The sequence below is a fragment of the Peribacillus sp. TH27 genome (assembly GCF_016650915.1).
Classification (GTDB): Bacteria; Bacillota; Bacilli; order Bacillales; family DSM-1321; genus Peribacillus; species Peribacillus butanolivorans.
Map to the genome: position 1 here is coordinate 5568233 of NZ_JAEKEV010000002.1, position 16577 is coordinate 5584809.

Annotated in this window: 17 protein-coding genes; 12 read left to right on the forward strand and 5 right to left on the reverse strand. The window is 35.0% G+C overall.

Annotated elements, in window-relative coordinates; all coding sequences use genetic code 11:
• Positions 1-93 precede the first annotated feature (93 nt).
• Complete coding sequence (ade, locus tag JFU24_RS28215; RefSeq protein WP_201250804.1) at positions 94-1863, reverse strand: adenine deaminase; 1770 nt, start codon at positions 1861-1863, stop codon at positions 94-96.
• Between the two features lie 27 nt (positions 1864-1890).
• A complete protein-coding gene (locus JFU24_RS28220) occupies positions 1891-2343 on the reverse strand; it encodes a nucleoside deaminase (RefSeq protein ID WP_397443434.1) in 453 nt (150 codons plus the stop codon).
• Between the two features lie 265 nt (positions 2344-2608).
• Between JFU24_RS28220 and JFU24_RS28225 the strand changes: the two genes are divergently transcribed.
• From JFU24_RS28225 to JFU24_RS28255, 7 genes are all read left to right on the forward strand, one after another.
• Entirely contained in the window at positions 2609-3511 is a 903-nt protein-coding gene (locus tag JFU24_RS28225; protein WP_056520588.1) for an AEC family transporter, read from the forward strand.
• A 1367-nt stretch (positions 3512-4878) separates the two neighbouring features.
• Entirely contained in the window at positions 4879-5541 is a 663-nt protein-coding gene (locus JFU24_RS28230) for a DUF421 domain-containing protein (protein ID WP_201250805.1), read from the forward strand.
• A gap of 305 nt (positions 5542-5846) precedes the next feature.
• Positions 5847-6257: a hypothetical protein gene (locus tag JFU24_RS28235; RefSeq protein ID WP_201185182.1), complete on the forward strand. Its 411-nt coding sequence runs from the start codon at positions 5847-5849 to the stop codon at positions 6255-6257.
• A gap of 506 nt (positions 6258-6763) precedes the next feature.
• Complete coding sequence (locus tag JFU24_RS28240) at positions 6764-7492, forward strand: amino acid ABC transporter ATP-binding protein (protein ID WP_053346386.1); 729 nt, start codon at positions 6764-6766, stop codon at positions 7490-7492.
• 22 nt (positions 7493-7514) lie between these two features.
• Complete coding sequence (locus tag JFU24_RS28245) at positions 7515-8342, forward strand: transporter substrate-binding domain-containing protein (protein ID WP_201250806.1); 828 nt, start codon at positions 7515-7517, stop codon at positions 8340-8342.
• A 126-nt stretch (positions 8343-8468) separates the two neighbouring features.
• Positions 8469-9107, forward strand: a complete 639-nt coding sequence (locus JFU24_RS28250; protein ID WP_201185179.1) for an amino acid ABC transporter permease — start codon at positions 8469-8471, stop codon at positions 9105-9107.
• A gap of 14 nt (positions 9108-9121) precedes the next feature.
• Entirely contained in the window at positions 9122-9772 is a 651-nt protein-coding gene (locus JFU24_RS28255; RefSeq protein ID WP_053346383.1) for an amino acid ABC transporter permease, read from the forward strand.
• Positions 9773-9908: 136 nt separating this feature from the next.
• Here JFU24_RS28255 and JFU24_RS28260 read toward each other — a convergent pair whose 3' ends face one another.
• On the reverse strand, positions 9909-11267 hold the full coding sequence (locus JFU24_RS28260; RefSeq protein WP_201180978.1) for an IS1182 family transposase: 1359 nt from the start codon (positions 11265-11267) through the stop codon (positions 9909-9911).
• Between the two features lie 454 nt (positions 11268-11721).
• On the opposite strand from JFU24_RS28260, the gene JFU24_RS28265 reads away from it, so the two are divergent.
• The 4 genes from JFU24_RS28265 to JFU24_RS30905 all read left to right on the forward strand — a co-directional run bounded on the left by JFU24_RS28265 (position 11722) and on the right by JFU24_RS30905 (position 13582).
• Positions 11722-11979: a DUF4190 domain-containing protein gene (locus JFU24_RS28265; RefSeq protein ID WP_201250807.1), complete on the forward strand. Its 258-nt coding sequence runs from the start codon at positions 11722-11724 to the stop codon at positions 11977-11979.
• A gap of 131 nt (positions 11980-12110) precedes the next feature.
• Positions 12111-12431, forward strand: a complete 321-nt coding sequence (locus JFU24_RS28270) for a type II toxin-antitoxin system HicB family antitoxin (RefSeq protein WP_201185176.1) — start codon at positions 12111-12113, stop codon at positions 12429-12431.
• A 485-nt stretch (positions 12432-12916) separates the two neighbouring features.
• Complete coding sequence (locus JFU24_RS28275) at positions 12917-13342, forward strand: nucleoside 2-deoxyribosyltransferase (RefSeq protein ID WP_201185174.1); 426 nt, start codon at positions 12917-12919, stop codon at positions 13340-13342.
• Between the two features lie 117 nt (positions 13343-13459).
• On the forward strand, positions 13460-13582 hold the full coding sequence (locus JFU24_RS30905) for a hypothetical protein (RefSeq protein ID WP_255264044.1): 123 nt from the start codon (positions 13460-13462) through the stop codon (positions 13580-13582).
• 418 nt (positions 13583-14000) lie between these two features.
• Here JFU24_RS30905 and JFU24_RS28280 read toward each other — a convergent pair whose 3' ends face one another.
• Positions 14001-14747 (reverse strand): L,D-transpeptidase family protein, encoded by a 747-nt coding sequence (locus JFU24_RS28280; RefSeq protein WP_201185172.1) that lies wholly within the window; start codon positions 14745-14747, stop codon positions 14001-14003.
• A gap of 224 nt (positions 14748-14971) precedes the next feature.
• Here JFU24_RS28280 and JFU24_RS28285 point away from each other — a divergent pair, with 224 nt between their 5' ends.
• Positions 14972-15424: a YueI family protein gene (locus JFU24_RS28285; RefSeq protein WP_082527393.1), complete on the forward strand. Its 453-nt coding sequence runs from the start codon at positions 14972-14974 to the stop codon at positions 15422-15424.
• A 176-nt stretch (positions 15425-15600) separates the two neighbouring features.
• Here the strand turns inward: JFU24_RS28285 and JFU24_RS28290 are convergent, their stop codons facing one another.
• Positions 15601-16386, reverse strand: a complete 786-nt coding sequence (locus tag JFU24_RS28290) for an AI-2E family transporter (protein WP_242485408.1) — start codon at positions 16384-16386, stop codon at positions 15601-15603.
• Between the last annotated feature and the right edge of the window lie 191 nt (positions 16387-16577).

Genomic DNA, 16577 nt, shown 5'->3' on the forward strand with positions numbered 1-16577 from the left:
TAGAAAGCACATATATACCTTTTTCCCGGTTTAAGTGGGGTTGGAATCTTTATTATGTAAAAGGTTTTGAATAAAAATCCCCCTTGTAGGGAATTAATTAATTTCCATTCTATTGACTGGTAAAACTGCATCGATAGAGATGTGCATAAAAGAGGAGACCGAAAATAAGCCTTGGTCTGTCAGTTTAATTTCCGGGATAACAGGAAGTGCTAAAAAGGCGAGAGTCAGGAAAGGATTGAAATGGCGATTAGCACCGAGTGTTAATAACGCCTCGTCGATCCTTTTTAAGGAATCAACAACTTCATTATAAGTACCTGTGCTCATTAATCCGGAAATAGGGAGAGGAAGGGAAGCAAGTGTTCTTCCATCTTGGATTACGACTAATCCACCCTGCATCTTTTTAATTTCCGTTGCTGCTATGAGCATATCCTGATCATTCGTGCCCGCAATGATTAAATTATGTGAATCATGGGCGACTGTCGTGGCAATCGCACCTGATTGCAAGCCAAGTCCTTTGACAATTCCGAGCCCTATTTGTTTTGTCACATGATGCCGTTCAATAACTGCGAGCTTAATGTGATCATTTCGTTCAGAAAATTGGAATAGGCCATTATTTAGATAAACCGGTTCAATTAGGTGCTTTGTAATCAAGCTGTTTGGTGTTATTTCAATAATATTAGCCAATTTATTTTTGAGCTGAATGGATAAATCTTTCTCTGTTATATTATGAAGGTTTACAGAATGTTTTAAATCATTTTCCATAATACATTCCTTGCTTTCCGGAAAGTTTATTAGTTGATTATTTTGTACAATAAGATTTCCATCTTTAAATACGGAGTGAATTTGGAGAGAAACAAGATCATCAAATAGAAGAAAGTCTGCCCTATATCCAGGTGCAATTGCCCCGTGTTCCTTTAACCCAAAGCATTCGGCCGCGTTAATGGTCGCCATTTGAATTGCAGTCAGAGGGGGAATGCCATTTTCTATGGAAAGTCGAACGTTATGGTCAATGCTTCCTTCTGACACAATATCATCCAGATGTCGGTCATCTGTGACAAATAAACAACGACGGGAATTTCTCTCGTTTATGGCTGGAACCAGGTTTATTAAGTCTTTTGCAACAGTGCCCTCCCTGATCATAAGATACATTCCTTTACGAAGTCTCTCTTTTGCCTCTTTTGCTGTTGTGCATTCATGATCGGTTTTAATACCTGCAGACATATAAACATTGAGCTGTTGTTCGGTTAAGCCCGCGGCGTGGCCATCAATGTTTTTGCCATGTTTTATTGCATCGTTTAATTTTTGCAGCATATTCTCTTCTGTATTGGAGACGGCTGGAAAATTCATCACTTCGGCTAAACCAAGCACCCTTGGATTTTGATAGAATGGAGTTAGATCTTCGTTATTTAAGACAGCACCTGAATGTTCGAATTTTGTCGCCGGTACACAAGATGGCATCATAAAGTAGAAGTCAAAAGGAAGGTCATTGGATTGTTCGATCATGTATTGAATGCCCTTTGTTCCTGAAACGTTGGCAATTTCATGCGGATCTGCAACAATACAGGTCACTCCATGTAAAAGCAGTATTTTTGCTAGTTCAGAAGGACGAACCATTGAGGATTCAATATGGACATGACCATCGATAAAGGTGGGTGAAACATATTTACCAGCGGCTTCAATTTCTGATTTGCCCTCGTAACTTCCAATACCGGCAAAAAAACCGTCCACGATTGCGATGTCGCCAGTATAGGTATCACCATTAAATACATCAATAATCCGACCATTTTTAATGATGCAATCAGCAGGCTTTCTTCCTGACGCAACGTCGATTCTCCTTTGAAGCAAACTTTTTTCCATTATCATACCCTCCTTTTCAAAAAAACTTTCCGATTAGTATTTCACTTTTTTCGAATATGTCTCCCATGTACGGAAAGGTAAATCATGGTTATTGAAAGGTATTTGCTGCATTTTAATAGAACGGTTCTCCATTGGTAGGGCGAGTTCTTGGTATATAAAATGATCATCGAAGCCGATACAGGCAGCATCCTCTTTTGTACAAGCGTAATAAATCACTTTTGGACGGGCCCAATAAAGAGCACCGATACACATTGGGCACGGTTCGCAGCTTGTGTATATTTCACAATCAGTAAGCTGGTAACTGTTAAGATTTCTGCAAGCATCACGAATCGCTTGTACTTCAGCATGAGCGGTCGGATCATTGGCTGTTGTCACATTATTACAACCTCTTCCAACAATCACGCCATCTTTTACAATAATAGCCCCAAATGGTCCTCCGTTCTTTGCCAATACATTTTCATATGCAAGTTGAACTGCCATCTCCATGAATTTTACATCCAATTAAAACACCCCTTAAAATATTTTTGATAAACAGTAAAGAGTTTGTGTGATATTTCATGACGTAAATACAATAAATAATATACCATATATGGATAAAAGTTGAATAATATTTTCAGAAAATAATGAAAAATACTTTTGTGTTAGTAAATATAACGTCGATAATATTAAAATTATTGAGAAGTATTTTTACAAATTATTTTAAAACTGATATTGTTAGAAGAAAATCATTAAGATTATGAAGGTGAAATGTATGGGGTTTTTGGGAGTTCTTTTACCGATATTCGGTATTTTTGTTTTAGGGTTCGTCGGTCAAAAAAAGTTTCAACTTGATACAAAATCCATTTCGACGGCAGCATTATATTTAATGTCACCTTTTCTTGTGTTCCGTACGTTTTATACAGCTGAATTTAATGTTAATTATTTTTATCTGTTTTTATTCACGATTGTACTCTGTCTTTCTCTTATTTTAGTTGTCTATATCATTTCGTTTTTTCGTAATTATACAGTAACGGAAACGAGTGGGATGATCTTAGCGTCCGCATTCATGAATAATGGAAATTACGGAACACCAGTCATTTTCCTTCTATTTGGAGCAGCAGGACTTGATTATGCCATCATTCTAATGGTAGGCCAGCAGTTAGTCATGTGTACAATAGGTATATATTTTGCTGCAAAGGGAAGTCCGGAAGGTAACGGAGTACATTCTGCACTTAAAGCTGTGTGTAGGATGCCGATTGTGTACGGAGCAATTGCAGGTGTAGTTTTTAAGTTTGTGAACATTCCTTTAAGCAATTCGGTTATGGAAGCCGTCAACCTTGTTGCAAATGCGGCAATTCCGACAATTATGATTACACTTGGAATGCAGCTTGCCAACATCTCACTAAAAAAAATCGCGCTACAAAAGCTCTCTATCTCGTTGCTGGTAAAGCTTGCTATATCTCCAGCCATTGCTTTCCTATTATCACTTGCTTTGCCGGTAGATGATATGGTCAGGCATATTATGATTATCGTAGCTGCTATGCCGACGGCAGCTAACACCACGATGTACGCGCTCCAATTTAATACGGAGCCTGAATTTGTATCAAGTGCCACGTTCATTAGTACATCCTTAAGTTTGATTACGCTTCCTATCGTCTTTTTCTTTGTATTATAGATTAATATTTTAATATTTATGAAAATTAATTGGGAAACATTAGTTTATTATGAAACTTAAAATCTTTCCGTACCTACAAAAAAACAAACCGAAATATTACTTTGATTATTACAGGGATTTTGTCCCCAATTATATCGGTTTTTATTACTCTTGAAGTATTAATGACTGTTGAAAAAAATAGCAAATTCAGAAGTGAGCTTCAAGCTTTATTCGCTATGAATACGTATATATATAGTACAGCCATTTCTTATTTTGTGGCAGAATATTCTTGGAGCTTCTTTTTCTCTGCAATAGGAATTGTATTTGATATTTTATCGTCGAAAAAGGCGTCAAGATTAAATCTGATTAAATCTCTTGGCCATGAATAAGATGTGTGAAAAACTTGTACATGAATAAACTGTACAAGTTTTTTTACATTGCAAAAGTGTATAAGGATAATTACTATTATGCAATAAGAGATACGTGGATTAAAAAGCAATGCATCCATCCAAGTAGATGGAAAAAAACCAAAAACCCTAATAAATAAATACCCATCAAAAAGACATTAAGAACGATAATAGATGTTAGATAAGTGGGTGAGTACAGTTTTTTCTCTTTAGTTAGCATCAAGTTAACCATCCTTTCGAAATGTTAATTTTACTATAAAGGGATTTCAGAAAAGGTTGCCCAATGACTACTTTTGAACCTGTTCATCAATGATACATTTTTTTTCTTTGTATAGGTGGGGAATCGTTAGAAAGATATACTTAATGTTGTAAAACCGCATTTTCAGAACTGTACCCCAATTAGCGCAATTAGGAGAAGACCTGCAGCGATTCCGATAAAGACTGGATTAATCATAACTGCAAGATTCAAGAGAATAACGCTTAATAAGGATGGGGTAATTGCCAATGGAAAATGCTTCTTCATATTTCACAATATTTTTGCGAAAACCAAATAATAGATGGTGAATAAAGACGTAAAGATCAGTCAATAATAGGGAACGAAAAATAGCTAAGAGATCTGATTTAAAGTTATGGGTAGGAAAGAATAGAAAAGGCCTAAGTTAGGAAAGTTACTTAATAATTGTAACGGTATTACTCTGTCTGAACTTAGTAGCGGCAAGGGTAAATAGAAATAGCATTAGTAGAACAACTCAAACTAAGGAATTAAGCTGTCTATGACAAATGCAGCTATTATCAATCATAAGGCTTTGAAAAAAATGGACATAATAATTATGATGGTTTATAGAGCAAATAAAGTTAGGGGATTTTTTTATATATGGAAGGAGAAAACCACGAAAAGTATACGGGTTTAATTTAGATCTGTTGTATTTATTGGAATAAGAAATCTCAATGAAATTTGAAACATACTAAAAGGAGCTTTTCATGGAAGACTTAATGCAACCAATTATTCGTACAGGTATTTCCTATATAGTCTTACTTGTTTTTACATACTTGTTTGGTAAACGCATGAATTCCCAACTAAATTATTATAGTTTTGCTTTATCCGTAACAGTTGGCTCCTATATTGCAAATATGGGATTTGATACAAACCTTAAATTTTTTCCAACACTCGCTTCTTTTCTAACACTGATTTTTATCTTTTTTCTATCTTCTATTTTTTCTTTCAAACAAAGAGGTTTTCGAAAATACTTATCAGGACAGCCTATTATTATTATTGAAAAAGGGGAAATCAATGAGTTCAACATGAGAAAAGCTAAATATTCTATCGATGATTTAAAACAGCAAATCAGGGAACAAGGGGTATTTAAGATAGATCAAATTGAAACAGCAATACTCGAAGTTAGTGGTAAACTTTCGATTCAACAAAAAGAAGAATACCAACCATTATTGAAGAAAGATAAAGATCTATTATCTTCCGAAATTCCCATTGAACTCATATTTAATGGTGTAATTATTACAAAAAATTTAACCTCTGTCTACAACAAAGAATGGGTTATGAAACAATGCAAAGATCGCAAAATAACGGCTAAGGATGTTCGATATGGAGTCGTCGGCAGGAATGGAGTTTTTTATGTAATGAATTGATAGGAGATAATTATGCGGCATTCAGGATATTTTAACACCACAAGATTCATAAAATCCTATATGCTAATTTAACTTCAAAAATAAAAAAAGAAAACTTCCTGGAGAAGTTTGGAATGATGCAGGATCTTGTTACAGGATGCGTAGCTATAGTGTATTGGAATGATTCAACTAAAGAAAAATCGGGCAGTCTGGCATGTGGAATTTAGCATAAAATCTTAAAGCTGAGCTTACTTTTTTTATTTTCTGCGCAGCTAGTTTATAATTTTCTATACAATTATTTTTAAAAAAACTGGGGAGGAGATTTTGTGTTTCAGACTAAAATCCAACTAGCTAATCCTGACAAAATTGATTCCGTTTTAAAAGAAATTGTTCAAAACTCCTATGAAGAGGTGCGGGAAGAAAGACTTCTGCTATGTATGGAATGTGGAGATGTGGATCTTTATATCGCCGCTTCAAATCATGAAGAACTTCAAGATGCGATTAACGAAAATTTTGAAATTGATGAATGTGGTGAAATCATAAAGTTAGAAGAACACCAACAACTTATGGATGATCTATACGAGTATTTCTTAAAGCTGCATAAGGAAAGTAATTTGTTTGATTTTTTTCCTGCAGGTTATTATATTGTGGATGGGGAAAGTCGTGAATCGGAAACGGATATGTTGGGACCAAAAGGTCTATTTTCAGCGCCGTTTGAAGATGCTATAAAGGAATAAAAAAGACGGCGTATTGCTGTCTTTTTTATTGGTCTACTTGTTTTATTAACATTTGCTGTCTTCCGCTAAAACGTACGTACCACTGACTGGTATTTTGGGAAATAAATACTTTTTTTGATTATGGAGGAAAAAAACGAGTGGTAAAATGGACCTAATTAGGTGAAATTTATGAAATATAGCAATAATATCATGAAACACAATGAGGTTTTTAACAATTTTAAGTTTATATGGTAATTTTAAGAAGTATTAGATATAATAAAAATGTAATGATAGAATATGATATTTAAATTACTAGTTTAATATAGCTTTAATAATCGTCTTATATATTTTCATCGTTTCAAGGGAAATAATAGAAGATGAAGTTTTAACTTATGATTTCAGATAGATATTAAAAAGAAGATTTTTTACCCAACAGATTGCAACTTTGTATATTTAGAATTCTGATTATTATTAATTTTCGGACTTTAATCACTTTTACATATCTTATAGGCTTAGGGAGGTTAATTATGATTGTTTTTGATCAAGTTAATAAGTATTATGGTGATTTTCATGTTTTGAAAAATATTAATCTTACAATTAACAAAGGGGAAGTAGTTGTTGTCATTGGTCCATCCGGTTCTGGAAAAAGTACACTGCTTCGTTGTATTAATCGCTTAGAAACGATATCAGAAGGTTCACTTTCGGTTAACGGTTTGAATGTAGCGGATAAAAAAACAGATATAAACAAGCTGCGCCGAAATATTGGTATGGTTTTTCAACATTTTCATCTCTATCCTCATAAAACCGTGCTTGAGAATATCATGCTTGCTCCTAAGAAGGTTTTAGGACAAACAGATGCTGAAGCGAAAAAAATCGCGCAAAAGTATTTGGAAAAGGTGGGAATTGCAGATAAAGCAAATTCTTTTCCTTCGCAGCTTTCAGGTGGACAGCAGCAGCGGGTAGCCATTGCCAGAGGCTTGGCTATGGGACCGGAAATCATGTTGTTTGATGAACCAACCTCAGCCTTGGATCCAGAAATGATTGGCGAGGTACTGGATGTAATGAAGGCACTTGCCCATGAAGGAATGACGATGGTCGTAGTAACGCACGAAATGGGATTTGCCCGTGAAGTCGCAGATCGAATCGTTTTCATGGACGAGGGCAAGGTTTTAGAAGAGGCAATACCGGCTGAGTTTTACGCAAATCCTCGTGAAGAGAGGGCTCGATTATTTCTTAGCCGTATATTAAATCATTAAATAAAAAACAGGGGTGAATAACATGTTGAAGAAAAAAAAGTGGTTGCAATTATCATTGCTTTCAGTACTGGCTGTAATTTTATTAGCTGGCTGTGGCGGGGACAAAGTGTCCAATAATGATAAAGAAAGCGGAAGCAAAGACAAAGATAAAGACGTTCTAACACAGGTAAAGGATAATGATAAGATTGTTTTCGGCGTAAAAAATGATACACGGTTATTCGGCTTGAAAAACCCGAGTACAGGTGAGGTAGAAGGCTTTGATATTGATATTGCTAAAGCTCTTGCAGCTGAGATTCTTGGTGACGAAAAGAAAGTTGAATTCAAAGAAGTAACTTCGAAAACAAGAATGGCATTATTGAATAATGGAGATATCGATGCGATTGTAGCTACTATGACAATCACAGATGATCGAAAAAAAGAAGTTGATTTCACTGATGTATACTTTGATGCTGGACAATCTTTACTTGTTAAAAAAGGAAGCGATATTAAAGGTATTGATAGTTTAAAAGGTAAAAAGGTATTGGCTGTAAAAGGTTCTACTTCAGCCATAAATATCCGTGAAAAAGCTCCTGACGCACAAGTACTGGAATTTGAAAACTATTCTGAAGCATTTGCTGCACTTAAGTCTGGCCAAGGCGAAGCCTTAACTACAGATGATTCCATCCTTTATGGAATGGCAGATGAAGATCCGAATTATGAGCTTGTTGGTGGTACATTTACAGACGAACCTTATGGAATTGCTGTTAAAAAAGGAAATGAAAACTTTGTGGCTGAATTGAATAAGGCACTTAAATCTCTTAAAGATTCAGGCAAGTATGATGAAATCCATGATAAATGGATTAAACATTAATACATTTACCTTTTAAAAAGGTGAATAAGTTTAAATTGGATTTTTATAATAATTCTGAAGTTTAAACATTGTCATCTGTCAGGATGAGCAAATTACTCATCCTGATTAGTTAGGGGAGTGTATGCCGTGCTTGATTTCTCCATTTTAACAGAGAATCTAGATATGTATTTAGTAGGCTTCAAAAATACAATCATGTCGAGTTTGATAGCGTTGGTAGCGAGTTTGATTCTTGGTGTGCTTGTTGCTATTATGCGGATAGCCCCGCTAAAGCCACTAAACTGGTTTGGAACCGCCTATGTCGAGATTATTCGAAATATTCCGTTATTGATTATTACATTTTTCTTCTTTTTAGGTCTTAAATTAAGTGGAATATACGCAGGAACCTTAGCCTTAACTATTTATACGTCATCTTTTATAGCAGAAGCCATTCGAGCTGGTATACTTTCTGTACCAAAGGGCCAAATGGAAGCTGCGCGTTCATCAGGACTGACTTATGGGCAGGCAATGAGACTTGTCATTCTGCCACAAGCAGTAAAAATAGTTATTCCCCCGCTCGGAAACCAATTTATCAATCTTGTTAAAAATTCTTCCATTTTAGCCGTGGTTGCTGGGCTTGATCTTATGTACCATGGTGATTTGATTTCTTCAAGGACATTTATTGTATTCGATGTCTATATTTTCGTCGCAGCTTTTTACTTAATTCTTACCATTCCTTTAAGTCTTGGCGTTGGTTATTTAGAAAAACGTCTGGCTAAGAGTAATTGAGGGAGGTATAAGACATGGATTTTGCAGGTGCCTATACACCAGATAATATCAAATTTTTATTAGAAGGTTTTTGGGTAACAATACAGGTGGCCTTTGTATCTATTATTTTGAGTTTCATTATTGGTGGGCTTGTGGGAATAATCCGGTATGCAAAAGTGCCAGTGTTATCACAAATATTAGCAATGATTGTGGAAACAGTACGTAATTTACCATTGCTATTAATTATATTTTTTACGTATTTTGCTTTACCAGAGGTACGAATAAAATTAGAGATCATTCCGGCTGCTATCGTTGCCTTGACAATTTTTGAGTCAGCCATGCTTTCTGAGGTAATTCGAAGTGGATTAAAATCCGTTGATAAAGGCCAAATGGAGGCTGCGCGTTCATCAGGTTTGAGCTATGTACAGGCATTGATACATATCATCCTCCCTCAGGCTTTGCGCCGCATGGTACCTCCTATTGTCAGTCAATTTATATCTTTATTAAAGGATACCTCTTTAGCGGTTGTTATATCATTACCGGAGCTAACTCATCATGGCCAAATTATTTATGGGCAAAGTCAAAAATTTTTAATACCAATTTTAATTCTCGTTGCTCTCATGTATTTCGTCGTTAATTATAGTTTGTCTATAGTAGCACAGAGACTTGAATTGAAACGAACTTAAAAAATCCGACTCATTATTTGAGTCGGTCAGTTTGTAGACAAAAGGGGTTCGGAATGTTTTAATTCCGGACCCCTTTTGAAATTCCCTTTGAATTTTGCTCATGATTAAGAGATTGGGCCTCTACGAGCCCACTTTATTAAGCCATTCTTGGACCTTGCCATGTCCAATTGGCTATCTTCTTTAAATTCATGGCAGCGAAAGTAAGCATCGCCTGCATCGACAATTTTTTAAGTCCCCTTAAAGTAGTCCAACGCATACCATGCTTTTCTTTTGCATCTGCGAATACACGCTCTATTGTTTCTTTACGTTTCGCATATATAGGTTTTACATCCTTGTGATGACGCAGATGATCTGCTTCTTCCATATAATTTTGCCAGATATGGCGTGTCACCACTTTTTGATGGTCTTTGCTTACTGTACACTGTGATAAAAATGAGCATGTCGCACAAGTGTGTTTGGGTGATTTGTACTCGCGATAGCCCTCTTTATTTGTTGTTGAGTACTTTAAAATCTCGCCCGATGGGCAGAGATAACAATCAAAATGTTCATCGTAAACATAGTCATGCTTGCGAAAGAACCCTTCTTTTGTTCGTGGACGTGTATAGGGTAAAGCTGGTGTGATTTCTTTCCCAAAAAGGTAGCTTGTAATGGCTGGTGTTTTGTAAGCTGCATCTGCGGCAACAGCTTCAGGTTTTCCAACTTTCTCAATCACTTGTTCAACAAGAGGCTCTAAGATATGACTATCATGCGTATTTCCCGGTGTTACAATCGTCCCCAGCACAAAACCGTTGCGGTCCGCAGCCGCATGAAATGAATAGGCAAACTGTTTTGTTCGTTCATCTTTTACATAGTAGCCACTCTCAGGGTCAGTTGTACTTTCTTTAATTTCTTTGGTTTCTTCTTTATCAAATTTATCCGGTGGAAAAGGCTTCTTTCCATTGTTTTCACGATCTTGATTTATTTCTTCTTGAAGGCGTCCTTGATATGCTCGTGTTTCCTTACGAACGATTTTCTTTTCGAATTTTCGCTTATTCGCACTGGCTTTCACATGTGTTGAATCAACGAATACGTGCTCTGCACTTATTAACTTTCTTTCTGAAGCTGTCATTAAGATACGATAAAAAATCCGTTCAAACAGGTCTGTATCTTTAAAGCGACGCTCATAATTTTTCCCGAACGTTGAGAAGTGAGGTACTTTATCATGGAAACCGTAACCTAAAAACCAACGGTAAGCCATATTCGTTTCAACTTCTTCAATCGTTTTACGCATCGAACGAATACCGAAGGTATATTGAATGAATGTCAATTTAACTAAAATAACTGGATCAATACTTGGGCGCCCTATCTCTGAATACATATCTTTCACCAAGTCATAAATGAAAGTGAAGTCAATGGCTCCCTCAATTTTACGAACCAAATGGTTCGCTGGCACCAGTTGATCCAAAGTAATCATTTCAAGTTGATCTCGCTGAATAGAATTATGTTTCGAAAGCATCGTCATCACCTCAAGTTTTAATACTTCTATATTAAAACAAAAAGGACTGTAGGCAAAAGTGGTTATATCTAATTGTTAAAACAAAGTTGATTGGAACGGAAGGTGCGAGACTCCTGCGGGAAATGCGTGTCCAAGGGAGACCCCACAGGCGCAAAGGCGCCGAGGAGGCTCCCTGACCGCCCGCGGAAAGCGAGTGCCTGGAGTGGAAATCAACGTCGAATTTTTACAACCCCTCAAAAAAACTGTAGACAAACTCGATTTTCATCGAGTTTGTCTACAGTCTGTCCGACTCATTATTTGAGTCGGTTTTTTTAACATTCATGTTTTATTTGGAGGATTCAATCCACTCAATTGGCATTGTATCAAAAAGTAGTTTGTAATGAATTACTCAATAAATGAATCTTTTACTGACATAAACCGTATATATAAGTAAAAAAGAAAGTAGGTGGAATAATTGTCTGAAATTAAACAAAGTAATAGTAAAGCAATTGTATCATTAATTATGGGGATTTTATCTCTTCTTATTCCATTCATCGGAATTATATTAGGTATTCTAGGTTTGATTTTTGCTTCAAAGAGTAAAAAAGAAATGGCCCAATCGGGGGAATCTGGAAATGGTTTGGTGACTGCTGGTAAAATATGTAGTATTATCGGAATAATCCTAAATGTGATTATGATTCTTATTTTTCTAGTGTTATTTTTTTCACAGTAAATACGGACAGTATGGTTTATTAAATTTCAAATGCAAACTTGACAAAGAAAAATAAGTTGAAACTATTTTAGGTGGAATTTTGTGCTATAATTAACATAAAAACCTAAAGATTCATAGGAGGGATGATATTTTTGACCGTTCAGATCTATGAGTATCCAGCCGTTTTTTATTACGAAAAACACCCCTTAATATTAGACTCATTTTCCGTTCAAGTTTGTTTTCCAGATTTTAAGCGAAATGGATTTATCTCAACCGTTAGCGGCAGAAATCGGGTCGAAGCTTTAGCTTGTGCTCAAGAACTGTTAGAATCCATGGTCGAACATTTTATTCACGACAAAAAAACAATCCCTGATGCCAGTGAAATGGAAAAAGTGAATTTAGATAGAGGTATTAATATATGCGAGGCTGCTCCATTTCGCATTGAAATAGAAAATATCATATATGAGAAATAAAAAAACCTTGCCTGGTAGAAGACAAGGTTTTTTGTTTGATAATAATAACATCTATGAGTCCTTTAGAAGTTGTAAAAACGGAAGGTATGTAAAAACCGTTACAAAGATATTGGGTCTTGTATTTTCGAGCCTAAAAAGGCTTACTTGTTTCGCAAAACCAGGAAAACAATGATAGCAAATGAAGAGATATAAGATGAGACCTTTTTTCCTGAAGGCATGGAGAGCCATCCGATTATTGAGTTATAGTATGGGAGCAAAGGGGAAAGAGACTATTGAAAACAAAACCATCATTACCTATAGAGGAATGATGGTTTTGTTTTTTAAAATTAAATAAAACCATGAAAAACAAATACTTAAAGAAATAATCCTTATTTATTAAAATTAATATTTTTTTGGAAAGGATATTGCGTTCTCTATAACGAATATGTATAGTAAAGGTAATCTAGGTAAAAAGTATCAATAGTTAAAGATTTGGAGGTATATGAATGAAATATTATATAGCATCAGACGAAAAAAATTTGAAGCAAGTTAGATCGTTGATAAAGAAATTGAATGCCAAGGGATTTACATGTGTAAATGACTGGAATTTAATCGAGAACGACGATAAACAAGGAGTTATAGATAGTATAGGGGAGTACGAAAAAAAGGGAATTGAGGATGCAGATTTTATGCTAATTTTTCTTACTGCAGGTAAAGGAAATCTTTATGAGCTTGGATATGCTTTGTCTTTAAATAAGAAAATTGTTGTATATTCTCCAGAGAAAGACAATTACCACATTAATAAAAAATCAATTTTCCATAATCTACCCGGTGTAACTATCTGTAGTGGAACGTTATATAAGCTTGTTAAATTGATAAATACGCTTTCTTCACAAGGAGTAGATGAAACAAGTTCACTGCACCTTAAATAAATCTCAAATGTAGAAATAGGTAAAGATACCCTCAAATAAAATATCTTTTGAACGTAATGTTTAATATATTAAACATGAGGGTAAAAATTACTTAAACTAAAAGGGAGGCAGACTGTTTTGGCTATTATAGATATCGACCAATTGTTGCTAGCTACAGAAGAGATTGCCGAAGAGTCAGTTCCATTCCATCTCTATACATTTGACATTGATCAATTATTAGATAAAACGGATAACTGGTAAAGTAAAGCATGCCTAGAGGATATGCTTCTTTTCTGTGGGAAAATTAACCTGATTACCATTATAAAAAGAAATATAAAGTAATCAGGCAATGAAGTTCATATTAAGAAGTGGGAAAAAAATTAAAAATGGCGCCCTTTAACGAATCCTAAAATCACAAACATTGATATAGTACCGGCAACAAAAGTTACTTTAATTATATTTATGAGTAGTTCATCGTACATTTGTATTCCCTCCTTGTATGTAATGAAAGACAATGCGGTTATGATTAGCTGTTTATGTATAAATTATAACATAAATTTTACAAGTGAAGGTGGGAAAAAGGAACCGAAATGTATGATAATGTAATAATTGTTACATTTTAGACTAAAATCTAGCCAAAAAAAAGATATCATCAATAACAGATGATATCAATGATCGATTATTTAATTCCTAGGGCTTTCTTCGTTTTTGGTCCAACTACCCCATCAGGTGTTAGTTTGTTATTCTTCTGGAATTTCTTTACAGCTATTTCTGTATTATTTCCAAATACCCCATCTATTCCCTTTGTACTATATCCAAGAGTTGTTAATCTTTTTTGAAGTTCACGTACTTGTGGTCCGTTGCTTCCTTTCTTTAAAATTGAAATTGTGTTCCCCACTGGGATACTCTCTGATCCGTTAACCTTATATCCATTTGTAGCCGCTATGGAAGCAAATGATTTACTGGAACTGGTAATTATGACGGTTGTGTTCATATTAACCTTACCATATAACCACTTTACATCTTCATTATACATACGAACACAGCCGGCACTTATATATTTTCCAATGGACTTTGAATCATTATTTCCATGTATTGCATACGTATTTCCTGGTGTATTTCGTGCATTAATCCCCAACCATCGATTGCCTAGAGGATTTTTAGGATCTCCTCCTCTAATTTTACCTTTATAATAGGGGCGATTGACAATCTTTGTAACTACCTTAAACTTTCCTTCAGGAGTGTAGGAGGATTTTTTTCCAGTCGCTACAATAAATACTCTCACTAATTTATTATTTTCATAGTAGGCAAGCTGATTATTGGACTTATTGATGATAATCAGCTGTTTTGATGCTGCATTTGAAGAATTACTGTATCCACCAAAACAAAAAAAGAACATTAATACAAATACGATAAATTTTTTCATGTTTTCCCCGTCCCTTATTTAAGTACCTGCATATTCACGCATATACTATCCTATGCACGAAGTGAAGCTAAAGTGACATTTTTTCAAAGGAAAGGTAAACTTAAAATAAGAAGGATTTACTCAAATCGGATTTTTATCGTTGCAAAATTACTAAAAAGAAAGCAGGGCACTGTTTGTGGTCACATTACATACATTATTGAAGTGAAACCGGAGGTGGGAAAAGATTGTCACGCTTAAAAGTAGAGGACTACCTTGAACAAGGAATGTACGGTCCAAAAGAAATAAAGCCTGGTGAACGAAGGGAATTCCTTGGCACATTACGAGAGCGCGTTATTGTCGTCCTAAAAAAACCTCAAGTATTTGAACTAAATGTATATCCAGAGATCGAGGAAATGATGAAGCAATTTCCTCTGTCAAATTTATTTTTAAATGGTCAAATGGACTATCAATACCTAGGGAAATATATTAAATTAGCTAATCGACATAATATACCTTACAAAATTGTCCTAAACAAAGACCATAACTCCGAATTAGGCCTAGTACTTGCAGAAAAAAATGCCATAAATAAAGAAGAGATTTATATTGAGAAGAAGAAGCAGTTCAATCAAGTTAAAAAGAAAAACAGTGTCAAAGCATTTATCAAACAATTGGTTAGAAAATTTATAAAAAAACGCTGAAAAATTCAATCAGCGTTTTTTTAGTAAACTCCTATAGGGTTGTTGAAATTCATGAGTGATTAATGAAGTTATATTCAATTACCTAAATAAAATAAAAAGGATGCCTATCTGCTTTATGTATAGGCCACTTTTTGTTTTATCAGTTGGAAAAGTTGATCAGATAGCAAATCTGTTAATTATGTATTCATCTTCCTTAACCTATAAAACTTTCTGAAGTTTCCTATAATCGTTTTAACCACAGAATAAGCAGGGATGGCTATAAGAATTCCAATGAATCCGTATATTGAACCGGCAGCAAGTAGCAATAAGATAATGGTTAATGGGTGAATATTAAGTCGTTTCCCCATAATATTCGGAGTAACGAGGTGGCCTTCTGCTTGTTGAACGACAGTAAGGACAATGAGTACTTTTACAGCCAACCCTACATCTTGCTGTAAGGCTATGAAAAGGGCTGGAATAACGCTGATTAATGGACCTAGAAAGGGTACAACGGTAAAAATCATTGCGAAAAGGGCTAATACGAGTGCATAATCGAGTCCAATAATTAGGTACCCCACATACATAAAAGCCCCTATTACGATTGAAACGATGAATTGGCCGATGATATAAGTTGAAAGGGTTTTATCTACATCTTTTAAAATCGCGTTCCCTTCTGGTTCAACTTCATTCGGTATATACTTTAATAAAAACGGTCTTAGCTTATCTCCATCCTTCAAGAAATAAAATAAGATAAATGGTGTAATAACCAGTACAGTTAGAACACTTGTAATCGCAGAGAATATGGTATTAACATTTTCTATAAGTTTTTCAGAATAATTTTTAAAATGAGATATGCCATTTGCTTTCAAGTCTTTTATATTAACCATACCAAAATCATTTTGTTCTATCATGTCTTCAGAATCCTTAGAGAATTCCTTGACTTTGCTTGGAAGGTTAGCAGATAAATTTTGGAATTGATCCATGACTACAGGACTTCCAAAGTAGTCTGCCTGTCCCGATTATTCCAAATATAACCAAGAAGACAATAAAAATGCTGACTGTCCTTGGTATAAATTTAGTTAAAAAGTTAACGACAGGTCGTAATATATAGTATAAGAGTCCAGCCACAATGATTGGGAAAAACATTGCTGTAATGATTTTTTGAATCGGCAAA

What these genes read in the sequence shown, in the direction of transcription:
- ade (WP_201250804.1), bottom strand. Translation starts at nt 1,863, where the DNA reads ATGATAATGGAAAAAAGTTTGCTTCAAAGGAGAATCGACGTTGCGTCA.
- JFU24_RS28220 (WP_397443434.1), bottom strand. Translation starts at nt 2,343, where the DNA reads ATGGAGATGGCAGTTCAACTTGCATATGAAAATGTATTGGCAAAGAAC.
- JFU24_RS28225 (WP_056520588.1), top strand. Translation starts at nt 2,609, where the DNA reads ATGGGGTTTTTGGGAGTTCTTTTACCGATATTCGGTATTTTTGTTTTA.
- JFU24_RS28230 (WP_201250805.1), top strand. Translation starts at nt 4,879, where the DNA reads ATGGAAGACTTAATGCAACCAATTATTCGTACAGGTATTTCCTATATA.
- JFU24_RS28240 (WP_053346386.1), top strand. Translation starts at nt 6,764, where the DNA reads ATGATTGTTTTTGATCAAGTTAATAAGTATTATGGTGATTTTCATGTT.
- JFU24_RS28245 (WP_201250806.1), top strand. Translation starts at nt 7,515, where the DNA reads ATGTTGAAGAAAAAAAAGTGGTTGCAATTATCATTGCTTTCAGTACTG.
- JFU24_RS28255 (WP_053346383.1), top strand. Translation starts at nt 9,122, where the DNA reads ATGGATTTTGCAGGTGCCTATACACCAGATAATATCAAATTTTTATTA.
- JFU24_RS28260 (WP_201180978.1), bottom strand. Translation starts at nt 11,267, where the DNA reads ATGCTTTCGAAACATAATTCTATTCAGCGAGATCAACTTGAAATGATT.
- JFU24_RS28275 (WP_201185174.1), top strand. Translation starts at nt 12,917, where the DNA reads ATGAAATATTATATAGCATCAGACGAAAAAAATTTGAAGCAAGTTAGA.
- JFU24_RS28280 (WP_201185172.1), bottom strand. Translation starts at nt 14,747, where the DNA reads ATGAAAAAATTTATCGTATTTGTATTAATGTTCTTTTTTTGTTTTGGT.
- JFU24_RS28290 (WP_242485408.1), bottom strand. Translation starts at nt 16,386, where the DNA reads ATGGATCAATTCCAAAATTTATCTGCTAACCTTCCAAGCAAAGTCAAG.